The sequence below is a fragment of the Streptomyces sp. NPDC050423 genome (genome assembly GCF_040655445.1).
Classification (GTDB): Bacteria; Actinomycetota; Actinomycetes; order Streptomycetales; family Streptomycetaceae; genus Streptomyces.
Map to the genome: position 1 here is coordinate 1 of NZ_JBFAJY010000020.1, position 21,646 is coordinate 21,646.

At 72.3% G+C, this 21,646-nt stretch carries 18 protein-coding genes; 6 read left to right on the forward strand and 12 right to left on the reverse strand.

Annotated features, from left to right (window positions below; translation table 11 throughout):
- Positions 1–114 precede the first annotated feature (114 nt).
- The 8 genes from AB0I52_RS16795 to AB0I52_RS16830 all read right to left on the reverse strand — a co-directional run bounded on the left by AB0I52_RS16795 (position 115) and on the right by AB0I52_RS16830 (position 11,814).
- On the reverse strand, positions 115–1,212 hold the full coding sequence (locus tag AB0I52_RS16795; protein ID WP_363073186.1) for a Zn-dependent alcohol dehydrogenase: 1,098 nt from the start codon (positions 1,210–1,212) through the stop codon (positions 115–117).
- Positions 1,213–1,272: 60 nt separating this feature from the next.
- The gene (locus AB0I52_RS16800; RefSeq protein WP_363073188.1) at positions 1,273–2,667 is read right to left on the reverse strand and encodes an aldehyde dehydrogenase family protein; all 1,395 of its coding nucleotides are present in this window, start codon (positions 2,665–2,667) and stop codon (positions 1,273–1,275) included.
- Positions 2,668–2,836: 169 nt separating this feature from the next.
- On the reverse strand, positions 2,837–4,195 hold the full coding sequence (locus tag AB0I52_RS16805) for an ABC transporter ATP-binding protein (protein ID WP_363073190.1): 1,359 nt from the start codon (positions 4,193–4,195) through the stop codon (positions 2,837–2,839).
- Between the two features lie 157 nt (positions 4,196–4,352).
- The gene (locus AB0I52_RS16810; protein ID WP_363073192.1) at positions 4,353–6,605 is read right to left on the reverse strand and encodes a molybdopterin oxidoreductase family protein; all 2,253 of its coding nucleotides are present in this window, start codon (positions 6,603–6,605) and stop codon (positions 4,353–4,355) included.
- A 153-nt stretch (positions 6,606–6,758) separates the two neighbouring features.
- Complete coding sequence (locus AB0I52_RS16815) at positions 6,759–7,379, reverse strand: TetR/AcrR family transcriptional regulator (RefSeq protein WP_363073194.1); 621 nt, start codon at positions 7,377–7,379, stop codon at positions 6,759–6,761.
- A 45-nt stretch (positions 7,380–7,424) separates the two neighbouring features.
- Entirely contained in the window at positions 7,425–8,708 is a 1,284-nt protein-coding gene (locus AB0I52_RS16820; protein ID WP_363073196.1) for a hypothetical protein, read from the reverse strand.
- 59 nt (positions 8,709–8,767) lie between these two features.
- Complete coding sequence (locus AB0I52_RS16825) at positions 8,768–9,550, reverse strand: hypothetical protein (RefSeq protein WP_363073360.1); 783 nt, start codon at positions 9,548–9,550, stop codon at positions 8,768–8,770.
- Between the two features lie 71 nt (positions 9,551–9,621).
- On the reverse strand, positions 9,622–11,814 hold the full coding sequence (locus tag AB0I52_RS16830; RefSeq protein WP_363073198.1) for a right-handed parallel beta-helix repeat-containing protein: 2,193 nt from the start codon (positions 11,812–11,814) through the stop codon (positions 9,622–9,624).
- A gap of 122 nt (positions 11,815–11,936) precedes the next feature.
- Here AB0I52_RS16830 and hmgA point away from each other — a divergent pair, with 122 nt between their 5' ends.
- The 3 genes from hmgA to AB0I52_RS16845 all read left to right on the forward strand — a co-directional run bounded on the left by hmgA (position 11,937) and on the right by AB0I52_RS16845 (position 15,468).
- Entirely contained in the window at positions 11,937–13,265 is a 1,329-nt protein-coding gene (gene hmgA / locus AB0I52_RS16835; RefSeq protein WP_363073200.1) for a homogentisate 1,2-dioxygenase, read from the forward strand.
- A gap of 84 nt (positions 13,266–13,349) precedes the next feature.
- Positions 13,350–14,135, forward strand: a complete 786-nt coding sequence (locus AB0I52_RS16840; RefSeq protein ID WP_363073202.1) for a GntR family transcriptional regulator — start codon at positions 13,350–13,352, stop codon at positions 14,133–14,135.
- A gap of 115 nt (positions 14,136–14,250) precedes the next feature.
- Positions 14,251–15,468: a type ISP restriction/modification enzyme gene (locus AB0I52_RS16845; RefSeq protein ID WP_363073204.1), complete on the forward strand. Its 1,218-nt coding sequence runs from the start codon at positions 14,251–14,253 to the stop codon at positions 15,466–15,468.
- A gap of 8 nt (positions 15,469–15,476) precedes the next feature.
- Here AB0I52_RS16845 and AB0I52_RS16850 read toward each other — a convergent pair whose 3' ends face one another.
- Complete coding sequence (locus AB0I52_RS16850) at positions 15,477–16,187, reverse strand: TetR/AcrR family transcriptional regulator (protein ID WP_363073206.1); 711 nt, start codon at positions 16,185–16,187, stop codon at positions 15,477–15,479.
- A 63-nt stretch (positions 16,188–16,250) separates the two neighbouring features.
- Here AB0I52_RS16850 and AB0I52_RS16855 point away from each other — a divergent pair, with 63 nt between their 5' ends.
- Both AB0I52_RS16855 and AB0I52_RS16860 read left to right on the forward strand, forming a co-directional pair.
- Positions 16,251–17,228, forward strand: a complete 978-nt coding sequence (locus AB0I52_RS16855; RefSeq protein ID WP_363073208.1) for an ATP-binding cassette domain-containing protein — start codon at positions 16,251–16,253, stop codon at positions 17,226–17,228.
- Positions 17,225–18,061, forward strand: a complete 837-nt coding sequence (locus AB0I52_RS16860; protein WP_363073210.1) for an ABC transporter permease — start codon at positions 17,225–17,227, stop codon at positions 18,059–18,061. The genes AB0I52_RS16855 and AB0I52_RS16860 overlap by 4 nt, the downstream gene beginning before the upstream one ends.
- A gap of 13 nt (positions 18,062–18,074) precedes the next feature.
- On the opposite strand, the gene AB0I52_RS16865 is transcribed toward AB0I52_RS16860, so the two are convergent.
- The 3 genes from AB0I52_RS16865 to AB0I52_RS16875 form a co-directional block, all read right to left on the reverse strand.
- Positions 18,075–18,689, reverse strand: a complete 615-nt coding sequence (locus AB0I52_RS16865; RefSeq protein WP_363073212.1) for a TetR/AcrR family transcriptional regulator — start codon at positions 18,687–18,689, stop codon at positions 18,075–18,077.
- Positions 18,690–18,865: 176 nt separating this feature from the next.
- Positions 18,866–19,129 carry a hypothetical protein gene (locus tag AB0I52_RS16870; protein WP_207317274.1) on the reverse strand — a complete coding sequence of 88 codons (264 nt, stop codon included), beginning with the start codon at positions 19,127–19,129 and terminating at the stop codon, positions 18,866–18,868.
- 303 nt (positions 19,130–19,432) lie between these two features.
- Entirely contained in the window at positions 19,433–20,242 is an 810-nt protein-coding gene (locus tag AB0I52_RS16875; RefSeq protein WP_363073215.1) for an SGNH/GDSL hydrolase family protein, read from the reverse strand.
- Between the two features lie 245 nt (positions 20,243–20,487).
- Between AB0I52_RS16875 and AB0I52_RS16880 the strand changes: the two genes are divergently transcribed.
- Positions 20,488–21,603 (forward strand): DUF5925 domain-containing protein, encoded by a 1,116-nt coding sequence (locus AB0I52_RS16880; protein WP_363073217.1) that lies wholly within the window; start codon positions 20,488–20,490, stop codon positions 21,601–21,603.
- Positions 21,604–21,646: the final 43 nt, after the last annotated feature.

The following is a 21,646-nucleotide window of genomic DNA, read 5'->3' on the forward strand; positions in this document are numbered from 1 at the left end:
CGCACGCTCGCCGCGTTGTCGGGGTCGCCCCGGTACAACCAGTATCGGGGCGACCCTCCGCCTTGCGATCACACGCACCGGACACCGCCGGGCCCGCCCTTCGGGCGGACGGCGCTACTTCCGAAACACGCCCTGGAAGACCACCAGCGCCCGGCCGCCCCTGCCCGCGATCATGTTGTCGAAGGCCGCCGGGATGCCCTCCAGCGCGATCCGTTCGGTGACCATCATCGAGAGGTCGAAACGGCCCGCCCCGATGTGGCCGGCCAGCACCGGCAGATCGCGGGCCGGGTCGCTGTTCCCGTACACGCAGCCCGTCAGGGACCGGCCCCAGTGGAAGATCTCCAGGGCGTTGAAGGTCACCTCCTGGTCCTTGCCGCCGATGCCGACGACCGTGGTGCGGCCGCCCCGGCGGGTGGACTCCCACGCGGTACGGATGGTGGCGGCCCGGCCGACGCACTCGATCGCGACGTCCGCGCCCTGGCCGCCGGTGAGGCCGCGGATCTCGCGGGGCGTGGTGGCGGAGGCGATGACGTAGTCGGTGGCGCCCGCCTGCCGGGCCAGCTCCTCCTTCTCCGGGGAGACATCCACCGCGATGATCCGCGAGGCGCCCGCGATCCGGGCGGACTGAAGGACCGCCAGGCCCACCCCGCCGATGCCGAACACGACGACGGACTCGCCCGCGCGGACCCGCGCGCTGTGGTGGACCGCGCCGTACCCGGTCAGCACCGCGCAGCCGAGCAGGGCGGCGTCGGTGAGCGGGATGCCGTCCGGGGCGGGCAGCACGCAGTTCGCGGCGACGACGGTCTCCTGCGCGAAGGCGGCGACGTTCAGCCCGGGGTGCAGTTCGGTGCCGTCGGCGGTGCGGGCGTGGATGTTCGCCGCCCCGGCCAGGGCGTTGGCGCAGAGCCAGACCTCGCCGATCCCGCAGTGGTGACAGCTTCCGCAGGACGGGGCCCAGTTGAGCACCACGCCGTCGCCGGGCGCGACATGGGTGACGCCGTCGCCCACGGAGAGGACGGTGCCCGCGCCCTCATGGCCGAGGACGGCGGGCACCGGCACCCGCATGGTGCCGTTGGACAGCGAGAGGTCGGAGTGGCAGACCCCGGCGGCCGCGAGGCGGACGCGCACCTGGCCGGGGCCGGGCTCCGGAAGGGTGATGCCGGTGATCTCCAGCGGAGCTCCGACGGCGGGCAGTACGGCGGCGCGGACCACGGACTGGCTCCTTGCTGATCGGGGAGTGCGGGCTCGGGTGGCGGGCTCGGGGGAGCCGGCTCAGAACTGGAGGGACTTGGTCTGGAGGTACTCCGCCAGGCCGTGGAGACCCAGTTCGCGGCCGACGCCGGACTGCTTGTAGCCGCCGAAGGGGGCGAGCGGGTTGAACCGGCCGCCGTTGATGTCGACCTGTCCGGTGTCCATGCGGCGGGCGAAGGCGACGGCCTCCGCGTCGTCGGCGGCCCAGACGGCGCCGGCGAGCCCGTACACGGTGCCGTTGGCGATCCGCAGGGCGTCGTCCTCGTCCTCGTACTTCAGGATCGAGATGACCGGGCCGAAGATCTCCTCCTGGGCGATGGTCATCTCCGGGGTGACGTCGGCGAAGACGGTGGGGCTGACGTAGTAGCCCGTGCCGAGCGGCGCGTCCGGGCCACCCGCGACGACGCGGGCGCCCTCCTCGATGCCCTTCTCGATGTAACCGCGCACCCGGGCCTGCTGCTTGGCGTTGACGAGCGGGCCGACCCGCTCGCCGGGCACGTACTTCGCGACGGCCGCAGCGGCGAGGGCGACCGCCTCCTCGTACCGGTCGGCGTCCACCAGCATCCGGGTCCAGGCGCTGCACGTCTGGCCGGAGTTGGACATCACGTTGGCGACGCCGACGTTGACCGCCCGAGCGAGATCCGCGCCGGGCAGGATGACGTTGGCGGACTTCCCGCCGAGCTCCAGGGCGACGCGCTTGACCGCGCCGCCCGCGGTGGCGCCGATCTGCTTGCCGACGGCGGTGGACCCGGTGAAGGAGACCAGGTCCACGTCCTCGTGCGCGGCGAGGGCCTGTCCGGCGACCGGGCCGAGGCCGGTGACCAGGTTGAAGACCCCGGCGGGCAGACCGGCCTCGGCGGTGGCCTCGGCGAAGAGCTGAGCGGTGAGCGGGGTGTCCTCGGCGGGCTTGAGGACGACGGTGCAGCCCGCGGCGAGCGCGGGAGCGACCTTGGCGACGATCTGGTGCAGCGGGTAGTTCCACGGAGTGATCGCGCCGACCACGCCGACGGGCTCCAGGAGCACGGTGGAGTTGCCGTGCCGCTCCTCGAAGGCGTACGTCGCGGCGAGTTCGGCGTACGAGCCGGCGACCAGCACCGGCACCCCCGCGTGCACCATCTGCGACATCGGCAGCGGTGAGCCCAGTTCGGCGGTGACCGTCCCGGCGATCTCGTCCTTGCGGGCCGCCAGTACGTCGCGCAGCGCGCCGATCCGGGCGGCGCGCTCGGCCGGCGGGGTCGCGGCCCAGCCGGGGAAGGCGGCGCGCGCGGCCCGTACCGCATCATCGACGTCGGCCGCCGTTCCGGCCGGGACATGGGCGATGACCCGCTCGTCCGCCGGATTGACGACCGCGATCGTGTCCGTTCCCGCGGCTCGCCGCCACTCGCCGCCGATGTACATACCGTCGTGGGCCTTCATGGTGTTCCTCCCGGGCACGGTGACTGACCTGGTCGTCCACGCCCCAAACTAGCGCCGTTAGTTTTCGGGCGCCAGAGACACGGGTCACGCGTGGTCCACCGTTTCGCCCGGGGGTGCTCGGGTTCACCTGACAGGGCGCGGGCGGCCTCCCTCTCCGTCCGGCCGCCGGTTACATGTCCAGCCCGGGGACGTCCTTCGGCAGCGGGCAGATCCGGCGCCCCTGGTGGTCGAAGACGTACAGGTGCGCCAGGTCCACCAGGAGCGGGACCTGGCCCCCGGTGCGCAGCCGCATGTCGGGGCCGGTGCGCACGACGAGGTCGCTGGCCGTGACCGCGGGGCGGTCGGGGCTGCGCACCCCCGGCGGCAGCTCCCCGGGACGCGGCTCGTCCAGTACGGCGACGGGGCCGCTGATGTACCCGGTGGCGCGTTCCCTGAGCCGTTCCAGCACGCCGGCTCCGCCCTCGGCGCCGCGGCGCCTTCGCGGGGCGCCGCGCTCCGGGCGCGCCGATTCCAGATCCGGCACCACGGCGGGCTGTGAACCGGTGTTGAGGTGGACCAGCGCCTCGTGCCCCTGGTACTCGACATGCTCGACGATGCCGCTGAGCGCGACCTCCCCGGGGCGGGCCTGGCTGGGCGCGGCGATCCGGACCGCTTCGGAGCGCAGTCCGACGATGACCCGGCGGCCCTGCTGGATGCGGAGCAACTGGTGGTCGGGGCTGAGCGGTTCGGGCAGCGGGAGGCGCTGGCGGCCGAGGTCGATCGACATCCGCCCCTCCAGGGGTGCGTGGACGACGGCCTGGAGCAGATTGATCCGCGGGGTGCCGATGAACGCGGCGACGAACACGTTCTCCGGCAGGGCGTACACCTCGCGCGGCGGGCTGACCTGCTGGAGCACTCCCCCGCGCATCACGGCGACCCGGTGGCCCAGCGACATCGCCTCGGCCTGGTCGTGGGTCACGTAGACCGTGGTGACGCCGAGTTCCTTGGTGAGCTGGGATATCTCGGCGCGCAGATGGTTGCGGAGCTTCGCGTCGAGGTTGGAGAGGGGCTCGTCCATCAGGAAGGCGGAGGGCTGGCGCGAGATGGCCCGGCCCATGGCGACCCGCTGGCGCTCGCCGCCGGAGAGCTGGCCGGGGAGCCGGTCCAGGACGCTCTCGATCCCGAGCATCCTGGCCGTGTTCTCGATGCGCTCGTTGTGGTCCTGGCGCGGGTTCTCCAGCTTCAGCGGGAAGCCGATGTTGGCCCGGTTGGTCATGGTCGGGTACAGCGCGAAGTTCTGGAAGACCATGGCCATCCCGCGTTCGCGGGGCGTGAGGTGGTCGGCCGGTTCACCGTCGAGCAGTATCTCGCCCTCGGAGACGTCCTCAAGACCGGCGATCATGCGGAGCACGGTCGATTTTCCGCAGCCCGAGGGGCCCAGCAGGACGACGAACTCGCCCGGGTCGATGGAGAGCGAGAGACGGTCGACGGCACGCGAGGACCGCCCGTACGCCTTGCTGACATTGTTCAGAGTGATGGCGCGAGTCATGTGGTTCCGCCCGGAAGGATGGTGGTGGAGCGGTGGGGAGCGGCAGCAGTGGCCTGAAATTAACCCACTGGGCGGGGTGAGGGAATGACTCGCGCAAAGGTTGCCAGGTACTGGGCCTGGTTCGGGGGCCGCGTCGAACCGTCCGACAGGGCTTCGGTCAGCGTGCGGGTGCCACGGTGACGGGGATGCCGTTGAGCACGGCGGTGCCGGAGAGCGGGTCGAGCCGGGTGCCGTCGAGCAGCTGATTGACGTTGACGCCGGGCCGCGCCGCGGCGACGGACATCCGGGTGCCGGGGCGGCTGTGCCCCCAGCCGTGCGGGAGGCTCACCACGCCCGTCCGTACTCCGTCGGTGATCTCGACGGGGGCGGTCACCTCACCCCCGTCCGCCGAGACGGTGGCGGCGGCGCCGTCCGCCAGTCCGAGACGCGCCGCGTCCTCGGGGTGCATCTGGAGGGTGCACACGTTGGAACCGCCGGTGAGGGCGGCGACGTTGTGCATCCAGCTGTTGTTGGAGCGCAGGTGGCGGCGGCCGATGAGGACGAGCGCGTCGGGGTCGGTACGGCCCGCGAGGGCGTCGCGCAGCCGGGGCAGATCGGCGGCGATGGGCGCGGGGAGCAGTTCGACGCGTCCGCTGCGGGTGGTGAGGACCTGGGGGACCCGTGAGGTGAGGGGGCCGAGGTCGATGCCGTGCGGGTGGGCGAGCAGCCGTTCCAGGGTGAGGCCGTCGGGGTCGGCGCCGAAGCCGTCGCCGTACGGGCCGAGGCGCAGCATCAGGTCGAGGCGGCGTTCGGGTCCGGTGCGGCCGGTGAGCGCGGCGGCGAGGTCGGCGGGGGTCCGGCCGTGCACGGGCGAGTGGGGGTCGGTGACGGTCTTGCCGAGGGTCCGGTCGATGACCATGGCGTCCACGGCGTCCGGCTCCGCGCCGTGCATCCCGGAGACGGCCAGGACCAGCCGGGCGAGGATCTCGCTCTCGTCCATCCGGTCCGCGTCCAGGGGAACGGCGGGCCGGGTGTAGCGGACCTGGTTGCGCACGGCCAGGGTGTTGAACGCGAAGTCGAAGTGGGCGCTCTGCGAGGGCGGCGGCGGGGGGAGCAGCACATCGGCATGGCGCGAGGTCTCGTTGAGGTACGGGTCGACGCTCACCATGAAGTCGAGCCCGTCGGCCAGCACCCGGTCGAGCCGGTCGCCGTCGGGCGCCGAGAGCACGGGGTTGGCGGCCAGGACGATCAGCGCGCGGATGCGCCCCTGCCCCGGTGTGCCGATCTCCTCGGCCAGTGCGGAGATGGGCAGTTCGCCCTTGGCCTCGGGATGCCCGGAGACCCGGCTCGACCAGCGCCCGAGGTCGAATCCCCTGCCGAGAGCGGCGGGTCGTGGGGCGCGGGCGGTGGCGGAGAGCGGGAAGAGGGCGCCGCCGGGGCGGTCGAGGTTGCCGGTGAGGATGTTGAGGACGTCGACGAGCCAGCTGGCGAGGGTGCCGTGTTCGACGGTGCAGCTGCCGATGCGGCCGTAGACGGCGGCGGTGGGGGCGGCCGCGAGCTCCCGGGCGATCGTGCGGATGGTTCCGGCGTCCACGTCACAGGCCCCGGCCACCGCCTCGGGCGGGAAGTCCCGTACCGCTTCGGCTACTTCGTCGATCCCCTGGATGTGATCCGCGAGAGCGCCGGGGTCGGTCAGCCTCTCCTCGAACAGTACGTGGGTGAGGGCGGCGAGCAGGAGGGCGTCGGTTCCGGGGCGGATGGCGACGTGCCGGTCGGCGAGACGTGCGGTGCGGGTGCGGCGCGGGTCGACGACGGTGAGGCTGCCGCCGCGGCGGCGCAGCGCCTTCAGCTTGCCGGGGAAGTCGGGGGCGGTGCAGAGGCTGCCGTTGGATTCGAGCGGGTTGGCGCCGAGCAGCAGCAGGTGCCCGGTGCGGTCGAGGTCCGGTACCGCGATCGTGTTCGGGTCGCCGAAGAGCAGCCCGCTGGAGACGTGCTTGGGCATCTGGTCCAGGGTGCTCGCGGTGAACAGGGCCCGGGTCCGCAGGGCGGCGAGCAGGGCCGACGGGTAGAGGGCCCCGGCCATGGTGTGCACGTTGGGATTGCCGAGGACGACGCCGACGGCCTGCGGGCCGTGCTCCTCGGTGACGGCCGGCAGGGCGCGGGCGATCGCGTCGAACGCCTCGCCCCAGCTCGCCTCCGTCAGGACACCGTTCCTGCGGACGAGCGGGGTGCGCAGCCGGTCGGGATCCTCGTCGAGTGCGCCGATGGAGGCGCCCTTGGGGCAGATGAAGCCCTGGCTGAACACGTCGTCGCGGTCGCCGCGGGCGCCGGTGACCCTGCTCCCCTCGATGGTGAGGGTGAGTCCGCAGGTGGCTTCGCAGAGGGGGCAGATGCGCAGGGCGGTGCGGGTACTGCTGGGGTCGTGCGGCATGGGCCCTCCCCGGGGCGGCGGCAGCGTTGACGTGCGTACGCGGTCGAGCAGAGCCGAGCATACCGACCGGTACGCATGGTGGGGAGGTGTCGCGGCGGGTCGATTGTCCGGCCCTCCGGCCGGGACGCGCCGGACGCTGCGCGCCGGACGGCCTCAGTCCAGCACGCGCGCCAGATACGCCTGGATCAGCACCCGGGTCTCGGTGACGATCGCCTGGTCGCCGGCCGGGGCGATGCGGAAGGCGAGCTTGAGCAGGGCGTCGGTGGCCTCCACGCACACCAGGATGGTGCGCAGCAGATCCTCGTCGGAGGTACGGCCCAGATGCTCGCAGAGAAGCTCGGCGAGCCGGCTCGCGACCCGGTGATTGGCGTCGTCGGCCGGGTCCTCGTCGGGGGCCGGTGCGCCGAAGTCGACGAACGCGAAGCCGGGTACGGAACGTTTCATCGCCAGGTACTCGTCGAGCACGGCATCGATGGCACGGCGCCAGTCGTCGGCCGCGATGGCGGCCAGCCGGGCCGCGATGCGCTCGGCGTAGCTGTCCAGATTGCGCAGGGCGAGGGCGTCGGCGAGGGCGCGCTTGTTGGAGAAGAACCGGTAGACGGAGCCGATGGGGACTTCGGCGCGCACGGCCACGGCCCGGGTCGAGAGCTGCTCGTAGCCGGTCTCGTCGAGGAGTTCGGCGCAGGCGTCGAGTATCCGGGCGAGGCGCTCGGCACTGCGCTGCTGCACAGGGGCGCGGCGGAGGTTCGTGTTCGCATGGGGCACGGACTCCATGATGCCGTGGGCCTCCTTCGCCGGGCATAAAGGTGCGCACCGGCCTCAGGCGATGAGCAGACTCAGCCCGCCGATGGTGTACGCGATCATCAGGACCAGCAGCGGGAGTTGTCCGGCTATCGCGCGCCGGGGCGGGAAGAGCCGTACGGAACGGTCGTGGGCGGCGACGACGCCGAGGACATGGCCGAGGACGATCGCGAGGACCTGGAGGGTGGCGACGCCGCCCGGCCCCAGGAGCGGCTCGGGCGGAGCCGGGCTGTCAGTGCCGAGTGCCACCATGACCGTACGTGGACCTTCGGTGACGAAGAGTGTGAAGTAGTGGGCGACGAGATAGCCGAGGGCGATCGGGACGAGCGAGTGCGCGAAGGCGGTGAGGGGGTGGGGCAGTTGGCCGGAGATCAGCCGGGTGGCACCGGCGCAGAGCGCGTAGAGGGTGGCGACGAGGGCGGCGGCGCCCAGAAGTCCGAGAGTCGCCGCGGTGGTACGGCCCAGGGGGGAGGTCTGGACGGTGGTGATCCAGGAGGGTGCGTCGGAGAAGCCGTCGTAGGCGGTGGAGCCGAGCATGACGCAGACGGTGGCGACGAGCCCGGGGAGCTGGGGTGTGGCGTCGAGTCCGTTGAACGGGGAGCGCAGGACGAGGCGGCGGTCGGCCGGGCGGCGGCCGAGCGGGGCGAGCCTGGCGAGGAGTCCCGAATAGACCTCGAAGGCGTCGGCGTGGTCGAACCAGTGGGCGCCGTGGCGGGCGGCGCCCGCGAGATGGACGGCGGAGTACAGGGCGAGGAAGAGCAGCAGCGCCGTGGGTGACGCGGGGTCGGGGGCGACGAGTTCGAGCCAGGTGAAGGCGAGCAGCCCGGCCGCCGCGGGCCACATCCCGAGGCGTACGGGGAGGGGGTGGCCGGCGTCGGGGTCGCGCCCCAGCACGCGACAGGCCAGGAGGTGGAGGGTGCGCAAGGGGTTGAGCAGCCGCCAGACGGGACCGAGCAGCAGTGAGGCCGGTACGAGCCCGACCCAGAGGAGTACGTAGACGGCGCCGGGAGCCGGATTGCGGTCCGGGTCGGCCGGGCCGAGAAGGAGGTACAGCACGACGAACAGCGCGGCGGCCAGGCCGAGCGCGCGGGCCACGACGCGGGTGGCACGCGCGTCGGCCGCGCGCTGGACGGCGGCCGGCAGCGGGCGGCCCGCCAGTCCGCCGCGGAACCGGGAGGCGGACCAGAGCAGGCCGAGCGCGAGAAAGGAGACGAACAGCGCGGCGAAGGCGCCCGCGAACGCGTAGAAGGGCGAGAGCGGCAGATCGTGCTGGGCACCGATGCCATGGGCGAGAACGCTCACGGCATCCGCACCGGTATCGGCGCCGGCACCGGAGCCGATACCGCTGCCCGGACCGGCCGTCACCGGACGACGAGTTGGGTCAGGAGCAGATCGGACTCATGCGTCTCGACCTCGAAGAGCCCGGTGCGGTCGGCGGTGAACGTGAGCGTGACGGTCTTGCCCGCGGGCAGCCGCGCCTCCTTGTCGTAGCCGTGCACGTGCAGGGTGTCGTCGTGGTCGCTGCGGACCCGGAGCCGCACGGTCCGGCCCTTCTTGATCTCGGCGCGCCCCGGCGCCGGGCTGACCTTGCCGTCGCGGACGGAGATCTCCAGCGTGGTGCCGGGCGCGGGCTCGGCGGGGGTGGACACGGGTGCGGTCGTCGCAGTGGCGGTGAGGGCGGCGGCGGCCTGGACCGGGGTGGAGCCGACGGCCCAGGCGGTGTGGTCGTCGGCGTAGAGACGGGCGGTGAGTTCGGTGCCGCCCCCGGCGCCTCGGAGCAGTGACTCCGGCAGGTGGAACCAGGCTCCGTAGACCCGGGCGAGCGGATGGCCGTCGAGGAAGAGGCGGGCGTGGCCCCGGCCGAGGAGTGCGCCGCCGCCCACGCTGTCCGGGGTGAACCGGAAGTTCCGCACCGAGAGGTGGACGTTCCAGCCGTCCTCCGAGTCCGGCCGCACGGCGACGGTCACCTCCGGCGCGCCCTTGGCGTCGACCTGGCGCAGCCGGTGACCGGAGCCGTCGTCCGAGGACAGGAGCCGCCCGACACTGCCGGTGGCCTGCTCGTGGCTGGTGCCCGGCTTGTGGTGCGTGGTGGCCCGCCCGCCGCAGGCACCCGCGCCGAGCACGAGGGCGGCTGCGGTGAGCACGCAGAGGGCGGCCCTGCGGCCGGTCCGCGGCCGCGGGCGAGGGGCAGCCGGTGCCTGGTCCTGAAGGCGTGTCACGAGGCGTCTCCGTCGAGGGCGGGGTCAGAGGGGCTCTGCGGCGGCGAGGTGCTGTCCGGGGCGGAAGCCGGGGCCGGGGCAGATGCAGAAGCTGAGGCAGGAGCTGAGGCAGAGGGGGTACCGGCAGCCGGAACCCGCTCCGGGTCCGTCCGGTCCGTGCCCGCACCGCCGTCCGGATCCGGCTTCCCGGCTTCCCGCTCTCCGTGCCGGGCGGCGGCCACCACGGCCCACACCACCCAGACCACGCCGAGCAGCCCCCGCACCCAGGCGGGGCTCAGCGGGATCCACGGGATCATGAACACACCCTTGTCCAGCGCGTCGAGGAGCGTGAGCGCGCCCAGCACCACCGTGGTCCAGCCCAGCGCCGGCCGCTCCCGCCGCAGCACCAGCCCGATGCCCGTCCACCAGAGGCCCGTCAGCAGCAGCGCGACGGCGGGCAGGTACGAGGAGGCGAGCCCCATGGTCGACCCGGCCACGTCCAGGCCGAGGCCGATGAGACCGAGGACCGAGGCCGCCGTGGCGAGCCTGCTCGATCGCAGTCTGCGCCACCACAGCACGCCGCCGACCAGCACGAGCACCACCGCGGTGCCCAGGGCCGCCTGCAACTCGATGCGCTCGATCCCGCGCGCCCCGTACCAGTCGCAGCCGGCCGGCAGCCGGCGCGCCTGCACGTTGTAGTCGGCGCAGACCAGCAGCTGGGCGAGCTTGACGGGTTCGCCCACCAGCCGGTCGGTGCGGCCGGTGACCGCGCCGCGTTCATCGCCGCAGGCGGGCAGCGAGCGGGGCGTGGAGGGCCCCGCGTCCGACTGCCAGCAGTTGCCGTCGCCCTGGCCGTCCCACCACACATCGGTGCGGTTGGGCCGCGCGTTGCCCGCCTTGTCCACGCCGAGATGGTTGTTGGCGTACCGGTTGTGGTGCGAGGTGTCGGTCTGCTTGCCCAGCGCGCTCTCGCCGCGGATGAAGGCGGGGACGGCGCTCAGGAAGAAGGCGGCGCGCTGCTGCCCGTAGACCCAGTTGTTCTCGTAGATGTTCCAGTTGCCGCCCGCGGTGATGATGCCGGTGCCCGGCGGCATGGAGATCTGCGGGCAGACCACCCCGTTCTCGTAACCCCGCTCGACCGGCGGCTTGGCGCAGGTGCCGTCGGCGACGTAGGGGTAGTAGTCGGCGTTGTTGTCGTGGATCAGGTTGCGCTCGAAGCGGGCGTGGTTCTGCGGCAGCCCCGGGTGGCCGGGGAAGGCGCTGTCCATCGAGGCGCCGCCCATGTTGTGGTCGAACTCGTTGTCGTGGACGTAGACGGAGTCACCCGCGGTGCCGGAGTAGCCGACCATGTTGTGGTGGCTGTGGCAGCCGGTGATCTCGATCGAGTAGCGCGGGACCTTGTAGCCGTACGTGTCGTTGATGTTCGACGCGCTGCCCGGGTAGATGCCGGAGTCGCCGTTGCCGTACGACTCGCAGTTCTTGTAGAGGCCGTGGTCGCCGGCGAAGGTCAGGAAGCCGTACTCGTCGTTCCAGCGGGTCAGCACGTCGTCGATGACGAAGCCGTCCTGGGCCAGGATGTACAGCGAGTTGAAGGTGGTGCGCTGGGCGGTGAAGTTCTTGAAGTAGACGCCGTCGGAGCCGTCCGCCCGGATCGCGTTGAGCTTCCGGTACTTGGCGTCGATGACGACGTCCGTGCGCTCGGCGCCGGTGCCCTCGATCTGGAGGTCCTTCTTGCCGAGGATCGCCACCAGGTTCTGGTTGTGCGGGCACTTCGCCTGCTGGGCGTAGCTCAGGATCTGGTAGCCGAGCTGGGAGTTGGGGGCCTTCAGCCGGGCGCACTCGCCGGCCGGTGCCGGCAGCGAGGGCTCCTCCTCGTAGAGGCCGGGCAGGATCGCGATGTTCTTCCCGGGCCCGGTGACCGCGTCGACGGCCTGCTGGAGATGGCGGTAGCCGGAAGTCTGGCACCGGTCGAAGAGCTTCAGGTTCCTGGACCGCAGGGCGTCGGGGAAGCTCGATATCCGGTGCTCGAAGTCGGCCCGGTCGCTCTTGCAGACCAGGAGGTCCGGCTCGCCACCGCGGTGCACGGGGACGCTGCCGGTGCCGTCGGGCAGGGTGACCGGCCGTTCCTCGTGCGCCTGGGCGGCCGGAACCGCGAGGAGGGCGGCGGCCAGCGCCGCCAGAATCACCAGAAGTCTTCGTGTCCACGACATGTGCCGGAGAGTAGAGCATTGTTCAACTTTTGGAACCCCCCTGCGCACCACCAATGCCGTTGACTCACCTCCTTTTGATTCCTACGGTTACCCATAGGATTCCTTCGGCACCGGGAGCGCACATGAGCGGCATCGAGCAGGCGAGGAAGACGGCGGAAGAGCTGCGGCATTCCGCCGGTTTCGGCAATCAGCACAGCTCGGAGGCGGTACCGGGGGCGCTGCCGCACGGGCGCAACTCACCGCAGCGCGCACCCCTGGGGCTCTACGCGGAGCAGCTGAGCGGCTCGGCCTTCACCGAGCCGCGCGCCCACAACCGGCGCTCGTGGCTCTACCGGATCAGGCCCTCGGCGGCGCATCCGCCGTTCCTCCGGATCGACAACGGGTCCGTCCGCACCGCCCCGTTCACCGAGACCGTCCCCGATCCCAACCGGCTGCGCTGGGACCCGCTCCCGGCGCCCGCGCCCGGTACGGACTTCCTGTCCGGCCTGTGGACGCTGGGAGGCAACGGCGACGCGGCCCGGCGCAGCGGCATGGCCGTGCACCTCTACCACGCCAACGCCCCGATGACCGACCGGGTGTTCAGCGACAGTGACGGCGAGCTGCTGATCGTCCCCGAGCACGGCGGCCTCCTGCTCCGCACCGAACTGGGCCTGCTGCGCGCCGATCCGGGGCATGTCGCGCTGATCCCGCGCGGCGTCCGCTTCCGGGTCGAGCTGCTCGACGCCACCGCGCGCGGCTACGTCTGCGAGAACTACGGCCAGCCCTTCGTCCTCCCCGAACTCGGCCCGATCGGCGCCAACGGCCTGGCCAACGCGCGGGACTTCCTCGCCCCGGTCGCCGCGTACGAGGACGTGGAGCGCCCGGTCGAGGTGGTCAACAAGTTCTGCGGCAACCTCTGGTCGGCGACGTACGACCACTCGCCGCTCGATGTGGTCGCCTGGCACGGCAACCACACCCCGTACGTCTATGACCTGCACCGGTTCAATGTGATCGGCTCGATCAGCTACGACCACCCGGACCCGTCGATCTTCACGGTGCTGACCTCGCCGTCGGACACACCCGGTCTGGCCGGGGTCGACTTCGTGGTGTTCGCCCCGCGCTGGCTGGTCGGCGAGGACACCTTCCGGCCGCCGTACTTCCACCGCAACGTGATGAGCGAGTACATGGGCCTGATCGAGGGCGCGTACGACGCCAAGACGGCCGGCAAGGGGGGCTTCGTGCCCGGCGGCGGCTCGCTGCACAACATGATGTCGGCGCACGGCCCGGACCGGGAGACCTTCGACCGGGCGAGCGCGGCGGAGCTGAAGCCGCAGAAGATCGACGACGGCCTGGCCTTCATGTTCGAGACCCGCTGGCCCGTCACGGCGACCGGGCAGGCCGCGACCGCCGGACACCTTCAGCACGGCTACGACGACGTGTGGCAGGGTCTGAGCCGCAACTTCACGCCCTGAGCCACAGCTTCATGCACTGAGCCCCGATTTCATGCCGTGACCGGCCGCGCAGGAGCCGGCGACGACGAATGCAGGTGACCCAAGGTGTCGCAGACCCCTCTGAAGCCCCCCGCGCCCCAGGGGGCCGCCTTCGCGCCCGACTCGCTGGTCCTGAACCGCAAACTGCCGCTGTGGTACCAGGTCTCGCAGTCGTTGCGGGCCTCGATACTGGGCCGCACCCCGGACGCCACGCTGCGGCTGCCGACCGAGGAGCAGCTCGCCGCGCACTACGGCGTCAGCGTCCTCACCATGCGCCAGGCGCTCAAGGAACTGGAGACGGAGGGGCTGATCAGCCGGCACCGGCGGCGCGGCACGTTCATCGAACCGCGCGCCCGCCGGGTGTCACCGGTCCGGCTGCTCGGCTCGATCGACGCGATCGTCGCCCAGCAGTCGGGCGAACTGACCACGGTGCTCGACCACGGCCCGCTCGCCGTGCCTGGAGATGTCGCGGAGTACTTCCCCGGCTGCGCGGAGGTCGTCGGCTACCGGCGGCTGCGGTGCGACGAGGAGAGCGGCGAGCCCACCAACTGGGCCCGGAACTGGATCCATCCGGAGGTCGCGGCCGGGCTCGACCCCGCCGATCTCGACCGCTGGCCGATGACGAAGGTGCTGCGCGACCGGGTCGGTGTCCGGATCGCGAGGATCACCGACACGGTCGAGGCCCGGCTCGCGGACCCGGACACCGCCGACCTGCTCCGGGTCCCGCTGCTCAGCCCGATCCTGTACTACACGGGCGTGACGTACGAGGAGGGCGGCCGGGTGGTCGATGTGGCGCAGATCCGTTACCGGGGCGACCGCTTCTCGTTCTCGGTCACGGTGGAGGCGCACTGACGCCACGTCCGCCGCCCCCTCCCGGCCCACCGCACCGGCACCCTGCCCCCGGCCCCGGCGGCGCCGTTACGATGCCGGGGAAGGCGGCGGACGTGGCGACGGGGAGGACGACACGGTGGCAGCACCGGCAGCGGCCGGCTCCGGCGAGGGCCCGAGCGGACCGCTCCTCGACGACCTCATGCCCTGGTCCGTACGGCCGTTGCGGACCGGACGTCCCTGGGTGACGGCTCCGGACGCGGCTTCGCTCAGGGCCCGCTGGGACCGGCTGGTGCGGGCCGGGGACGCCGAGCGCGAGCGGCTGTTCGGACCCACCCGCTCCCGCACCCCGCACACCCCGGTGGCCGCCCTGCCCGGACAGACCACCGGGACCGGCCGGTTCGCCCGCGAGCCGGGCCGGTGCCCGGAACCGGTACGGATCCTGCACGGCCCGTTCGACGAGCAGTGGCTGCTCCCCGACCACCGGCTGATAGACGTCGCCCGTCCTGAACTGTGGCGGGTGGCCGACGGGCACCAGCTCTTCGCCGTCGAACACGGCCGGGTGCCCCAGGACACCGGCCCCGCCCTGTCCGTGACGGCACTGCTCCCCGACGGTCACTCCCCCGCCGGCCGCCCCGGCCGGATCCGTCCGCTCTACCGGCGCCCCGGCGGCCTCGAACCCAATCTGGCGCCCGGACTGCTCGCACTGCTGCGCGCCCGTCACGGGGACGCGGTCTGCGCCGAGTCCGTGCTGGCGTGGCTCCTCGCGGCGGCCCGGCACTCCCCGGCCGGCTGCGTGGTACCCCTGCCCGCGGACACGGCGCGCTGGTCGGCGGGGGTGGAGCTGGGTCGGGAGCTGCTGCGGCTCCAGTTGCGCGGGGCCCGCGGCGGGGAGCGGCCACGGCTGCCGGGCGGGCGCCGCCCCTATGTGCGCGCCGCGGTACCTCCCGCCCCGTCGGCCCTGTCGTACGACTCCGGGGAGGAGGCGCTGACCCTCGGCACGGGGCGCGTCTCGCCAGTGCCCGCCGGGGCGTGGGAGTTCCGGGTCGGCGGCGTACGTGTGCTGGAGCTGTGGTTCGAGCGGCGGACGGCGGTGGCCGGGGCGGACGGCCTGAAGGCCGTCCGGCCCCGTGCCTGGCCGCAGGAGTGGACGTCCGAGCTGCTGGAACTGATCACGCTGCTCGCTCTGCTCGCCGAACTGCGGCCCCGGCAGGACGAGCTGGCGCACGGCCCGCAGATCGGCACGGAGGAGCTGCGGGCGGCGGGGGTGCTGCCGGTGGCGGCCTCGGTACGGCGGCCCGCCTCCGTGCTCGATCACCCGGAGGAGGGCCCGGACGGGCAGTTCGCGCTGCTGTGACCGGGCGGCTACTCGCGGCCGAACGAGTCCAGCACCCGGCCGATCGCCCGGTCGAAGACCTTCTCCGGATCGACCGGCCCGGCTTCCTCGGCGAATCCCGCCGCCAGCCGCGGATACTTCCCGGTCGACATCTGACTCATCAGATAGCCGGTGCGCGCTGCCTGCTCCTGTTCCTCGGTCCAGGGCAGCGAGCGACCGCGCTCCGCCGTGGCGATCTCATGGGCGGCGTAGGTGGTGACCACGCCGTTGACCATGGCGACGAGCTCCATCTTCGCGCCGAACCGTGCGTCGACCCCGTCCAGGCAGCTCAGCGTGTACTCGAGATAGCGCAGGGCGTTCGGGCTGAATCCGTACACGGGTGACATCAGCCGGGGCATCCAGGTGTGGCGGTGCATCATCTGCCGGGCCTGACGGGCGAGGGCGAGGATGTCGGCGCGCCAGTCACCGGAGGGCTCCGGGTAGTCGTAACCGGCGCTGACCGCGTCGAGCATCAGCTCGTGCAGGTCCTCCTTGCGGGGCACGTAGTTGTACAGCGACATCGTGCCGCAGCCCAGCTCGGCCGCCACCTTCCGCATCGACACCGCGTCAAGGCCCCCCGCGTCCGCGATGCGCACGGCGGCCGCCGCGATGTCCGCACGGCGGTACGCGGGCTTCGGCCCGCGGCCGGCCCGCTCCGGACGCGCCCAGATCACTTCGGGTACAGCGGGTCGCTCCACCATTGATCATCACCTCGACCACCATGGTAGTTACGTACAGCGTACGTAGTGCGGTACGGTGACGGCATGGCAACTACGTACGCTGTACTTAGTGAAGGTCTGGAAAAGCGCTACGGATCCGTCCACGCGCTGCGCGGTCTCGATCTGGCCGTCGCCGAAGGCACCGTCTGCGGAGTGCTCGGGCCCAACGGCGCCGGCAAGACCACCGCCGTCCGGGTGCTCACCACGTTGACCGCCCCCGACGGCGGGAGCGCCCGGGTCGCCGGTCACGACGTGGTGCGCGAAGCCGGCGCGGTACGGGGGGCGATCGGCGTCACGGGGCAGAGCGCCTCGGTCGACGGCGAGCTGTCCGGCCGGCAGAACCTGCGGCTCTTCGCCAGGCTGCTCAAGTTCCGCGGCGAGGCCGTCCGGAGCCGGACCGACGACCTCCTCGAACGCTTCGGGCTGACCGACGCGGCCGACCGCCCGGCCCGCACCTACTCCGGCGGGACGCGGCGCCGGCTGGACCTCGCCGCCAGCCTGCTCGCCCGGCCGCACGTGCTGTTCCTGGACGAGCCGACCACCGGGCTCGACCCGCACAGCCGCAGTCGGATCTGGACAGCGGTACGGGAGCTGGCGGGCGCCGGCACCACCGTCCTGCTCACCACGCAGTACCTGGAGGAGGCCGATCAGCTGGCCGACGACATCGTGCTCGTCGACAGCGGCCGGGCGGCCCACCGGGGCACCCCGGCCGAACTGAAGGCACAGATCGGCAGCTACGCGGAGGTCGCCGTCGGCCATCCATCGGCCCTCGTCCCGGCCGCCGCCGTCCTGGACCGGATGACGGGCGCCGAACCGGTTCTGGACCACGAGCGCCGCACGGTGGGTGTCGTCGTCCGCGACCCCACGCTCACGCTGCCCCGGATCGTCCGCGAGCTGGACGCGGCGGGTGCGGCGGTGATCGACGCGAGTCTTCGGCCGCCCACCCTGGACGAGGTCTTCCTGCGCCTGACCGGCCGTGCCACCGGCCGCACCACCCCACCGACGAAGGAGATGGCGGCATGAGCGGCGGCACACTCGTGGCGGAGCGGCTCCCGGCGGGCCCCGCCGGGAACGCGAACACACCGGTCGCGGACGGACTGGCCGTACTGGGCCGTCATCTGCAACGGATCAAGGCGGCCCCCGGCGTGGTGATCCTGACCCAGACCATGCCGATCACGATGCTGCTGTTCTTCGGGTACGTCTTCGGCAGCGCCCTGGCCGTGCCGGGCCAGGAGTACCGCGCCTTCCTGGTGCCGGGGCTGCTCGCGGCAACCGCGGCGAACGGCATCATGACCGGGATGTTCCAGTCGGCGCAGGACTGCCACCGGGGCGTGACGGACCGGTTCCGCACCCTGCCGATGAGCCGGTCCGCCGTGCCGTTCGGGCAGACCGCGGCCGACCTGCTGACCACGGCCGTCGGCATGGTCCCGCTGATCCTGGCCGGGCTCGCGGTGGGCTGGCGGATCGAGGGCGGCCCGGCCGCCGCGCTGGCGGCGTTCGGACTGCTGTTGCTGTTCCGGTTCGCCACCGCCTGGGTGGGCTGCTGGCTCGGGCTGCTGATCCGCAGCGAGGAGGCGGCCGGCCAGCTGGGCTCCGCCACGTTCATCCTGCCGCTGCTCTCCAGCGCGTACATCCCGACCGGCAATCTGCCGGGCCCGCTGCGCACCCTCGCGGAGTGGAACCCGATCAGCGCGGCCGCCGCGGCCGCCCGGGACCTCTTCGGCAACGCCGCACCGGCCGCGGACGCCGCCTGGCCGGTCGCCCATCCGGTGGCCGGAACGCTCCTCTGGTCGGCGGTGCTGCTCTCGGTCGCCGTACCGCTGTCCGTACGCCGGTACGCACGCGGCGGCGAGTGACGGGCAAAGACCCTCAGGGGCAGTCGGACAGCGCGGCCGGCCGGTCCAGCGCACCCAGCAGGGAGATGAAGCTCGACTCCAGGAAGGCGCCGAGCTCCGCGAGGGCGCCCGGTTCGTCGAGCGGCCAGCTGGTGACGGCCTCCTCCGCGAAGGCCATCCAGGCCCGTGCGGCGACGAGCAGCCGCGGCGAATCCGGCATCCCGAGCCGCCGCTGCCCCTCCTCCACCCGCCGGGCCAGGGTGGCCCGGGTGGACTCGACGATGTCCTCCACCGCGGGATGGCTGCCGGCGGCGCCGCGGACCAGAGCGAGATAGACCTTGCGGTGCTCCGTCACGTACGCCGCGAACCCGGCGATGAACGACCGCAGCCAGGGGACGGGCTCCAGCGAGGGGTCCGGTTCCGTGGCCGCGGCGAAGTCGTCGCACTCCCGCCGCACCACACAGCGGTAGAAGTCGCGCTTGGAATCGAAGTAGTGGAAGAGCAGCCCCCGGGAGATACCGGCACGGCGCGCCACATCATCGGTGGACAGCTCGTCCAGCGAGCAATCGGCGAGCATGTCCACACCAATCGATACCAATTGCGCCCTCCGCTCGTCGGGGCTCAGACGCGCGGCTCGCTTCTCGGACATGCGGCCAGTCTAGAAGTACTTCGACACCGAATTACCTCGACACCCACTCCACCGCTGACAGGCGGACCCACACAGCCACACCAAGGCCTCACGCGGACATGGCGACGCGCCACTGCCGGCTCCGGGGATGACGGGAGAGCGGGCAGCAGCGCGGCACCTGGGCCGGGGCCGTCGGATCAGTGGCGGCTGCCGAAGAGCGAGCGTCGCAGTCGCCGCAGAGGCGCGAAGAGTGAGACCCGCGCACTCTTGCTCCGGCGTGTGTGCGCGGCGTCGCGCGAGGTCAGCTCGCGCATCAGCAGCGTCGCCTCCGCGGAATCGCGCTGCGGGACGACAGGGCCGCCCAGCACCGCGAGATGGCGGTCGAGGCGCGAACTCGTCGCACCGCTCCCGCAGGTAATAGCAGGCACTCGCGGCCTGCTGCGCACCGTTATCTGTTCCATGTCACTCCCCACCCGTACGAGGGCACCCGACCCGGGCAGGTTAACCCTATCCCCCCGCGACGACACTCGTGTATCCCGGGCACAGGATTGAGCACACACATACGGAGGTTGACGACGGTTCACCGAATTTGCCCGATTCCAGGGCGAGTTGGACAGAGCATCAGTGACCGGACACCCCGGGTCCGATCCGCGGAAGAGACCCGGAAGGCACCCGGGAGAAGGCCCCTGCCTGCGGGACCTCCTCCCTGGCGGACGCCGGAGCGGACAGCCGGAGCGGACGACGCAAGGACGTCGGCGCGGGTGTCAGGCGGCCGAGTTGAGGACGGGCAGGTAGCCACCGGACTGCCCGGCGGCGAAGGGGTGGTACGACTCACCGATGTTCAGCCAGTTGAGACTGTGCAGCCAGGCGCTTCCCGAGCAGATCTCGTGCCCGGTGAACTTCCCCGCGACGTCACCGAAGGTGAAGCCGTGGTCGGCCGCGCGCTTGGCGGTGGCCGCGTTCAGGTAGTCGGACGCGCCGTTGATGGCGGCGCGCACCTTGTCACTCAGACCGACGACGCAGCTGCCGCCGATCTTGTAGAAGCGCGGGTAGCCGAGGACGACGACATGGGCGGACGGAGCCTTGGCGCTGATCGCCGAGTACACCGAGTCGAGCTTGCCCGGCAGCGTGGAGTCCACATAGCTGCGGGCGGTGGCGATCCGGTTGAGGCAGGTGGCCTCCGACTGGAGGACACAGGTCGTCATGACATCGGAGAATCCGGCGTCGTTGCCGCCGATGGAGAGGGAGACGAGGTCGGTCGAGGCGTTGAGCGGTCCGAGCTGATTGGCCGTCACATCGCCGGTACGGGCCCCGGAGCAGGCGGTGAAGGCGAACGAGGCGGGCGAGTGGGCGGCGGCCCAGAGCGAGGGATAGGCGAGGGTGCTGCGCTTGCAGTCCCCGCTGGAGCTGATGTAGCTGCCGGAGCCGACACCCGAGGAGTACGAGTCACCGAGGGCGACATAGTCGACGGCCTGGACGGATGGGGCGGCGTTCGCGGTGGCCGCCCCGGTCAGGGCGATGACGGCACCGAGCAGGAGCGAGGACGAGAACGCCACGAGTCTGGAAATTTTCATGGGACCTCCGTTGGACCGGCCGGCAGGATCTCTGCACACGTACGTGGTAGCAGCAGGGATGCCCATTTTGGAAGTGTGCATGCCAAGTCCATTCGATGACCTTTGCACGCCGGTCCCCTGAGGGCGCGTCACGCCGGCGCGCGGAGGAATCGCGCGAGCGCCCGTCCGGTGCCCCGGCCGGCGCCCCACCCGGCGCGCAGGAAGGTGGCGAAACCTGGGTGCGCCGGGTGCCCCGGTGCCGGATCATGGGCGCCATGTCCGCCAACCCCGAGTCCGCGCTGCCGATCCGGCTCACCGTCGACGACAGCGACTCCCCGTCCGACGTTGTCGACGCGCTGTTCCTCGGCCGCTTCGCGACGGGCGAGCAGTCGTACTCGCACAGCACCTCCCTCGACCGGGTCAGGAGCGGGGCGACGCTGCTGCCGCCGGCCGCCACGGTGCTGCGCGCCGCCCGCGACGACGACCGCAGCGCCATGCTCGCCGAGGGCGAGGGCTGGACGCTGCTCATCTCGCGGTGGAACCGCGGCGCCGACGTCACGGTCACCGCGACCAGCCCCGAACTGGCCCAGAAGGTGCTCGACGAGGCCACGGACGGCGCCCAGGACGAGCCCGATCCGCAGCCCGAGAACGTGACCATGGGCTTCTGGCACGTGTCGCCGCGCCGCGGCCCGTGCCGCACCACCCGGCAGATCACGGCCGGCACCTGGGACGACGTCCGCGCCAACTACACCGCACCGGTGGCCGATGCCATGGACCGGCTGATGAAGGTCACCCCGGACGACATCGCGGGCCGGCTGCTCCTGCTGCACGGACCGCCGGGCACCGGCAAGACCTCCGCACTGCGCACCCTGGCGCGGTCCTGGCGGGACTGGTGCCAGGTCGACTGCGTACTCGACCCCGAACGGCTCTTCAACGACGTCGGCTACCTGATGGACATCGCGATCGGCGAGGACGACGGTACGGCGAAGGGCCGTTGGCGGCTGCTGCTCCTGGAGGACTGCGACGAGCTGATCCGCGGCGAGGCCAAACACACGGCCGGCCAGGCGCTGTCCAGGCTGCTGAACCTCACGGACGGGCTGCTGGGCCAGGGCCGCAACGTCCTCGTCGGGGTGACCACCAACGAGGACCTGGAGCGTCTGCACCCGGCGGTCGTCAGGCCGGGCCGCTGCCTGGCCCGGATCGAGGTGGGCCCGCTGACCCGCAAGGAGTCGGTGGCCTGGCTGGGCACGGACGAGGGCCTGGGACGCGACGTGGCCCACGAGGGCGCGACCCTGGCGGAGCTGTACGCGCTGCGCCGAGGCACGGGACCCGCGTCGGTCCCCAAGCAGGACTCGGGCGCGGACGCGGGCCTGTACCTCTGAGAGCCGGTGAGGGCTGGTCGAGCGCGCGGCACAGGTCCACCCG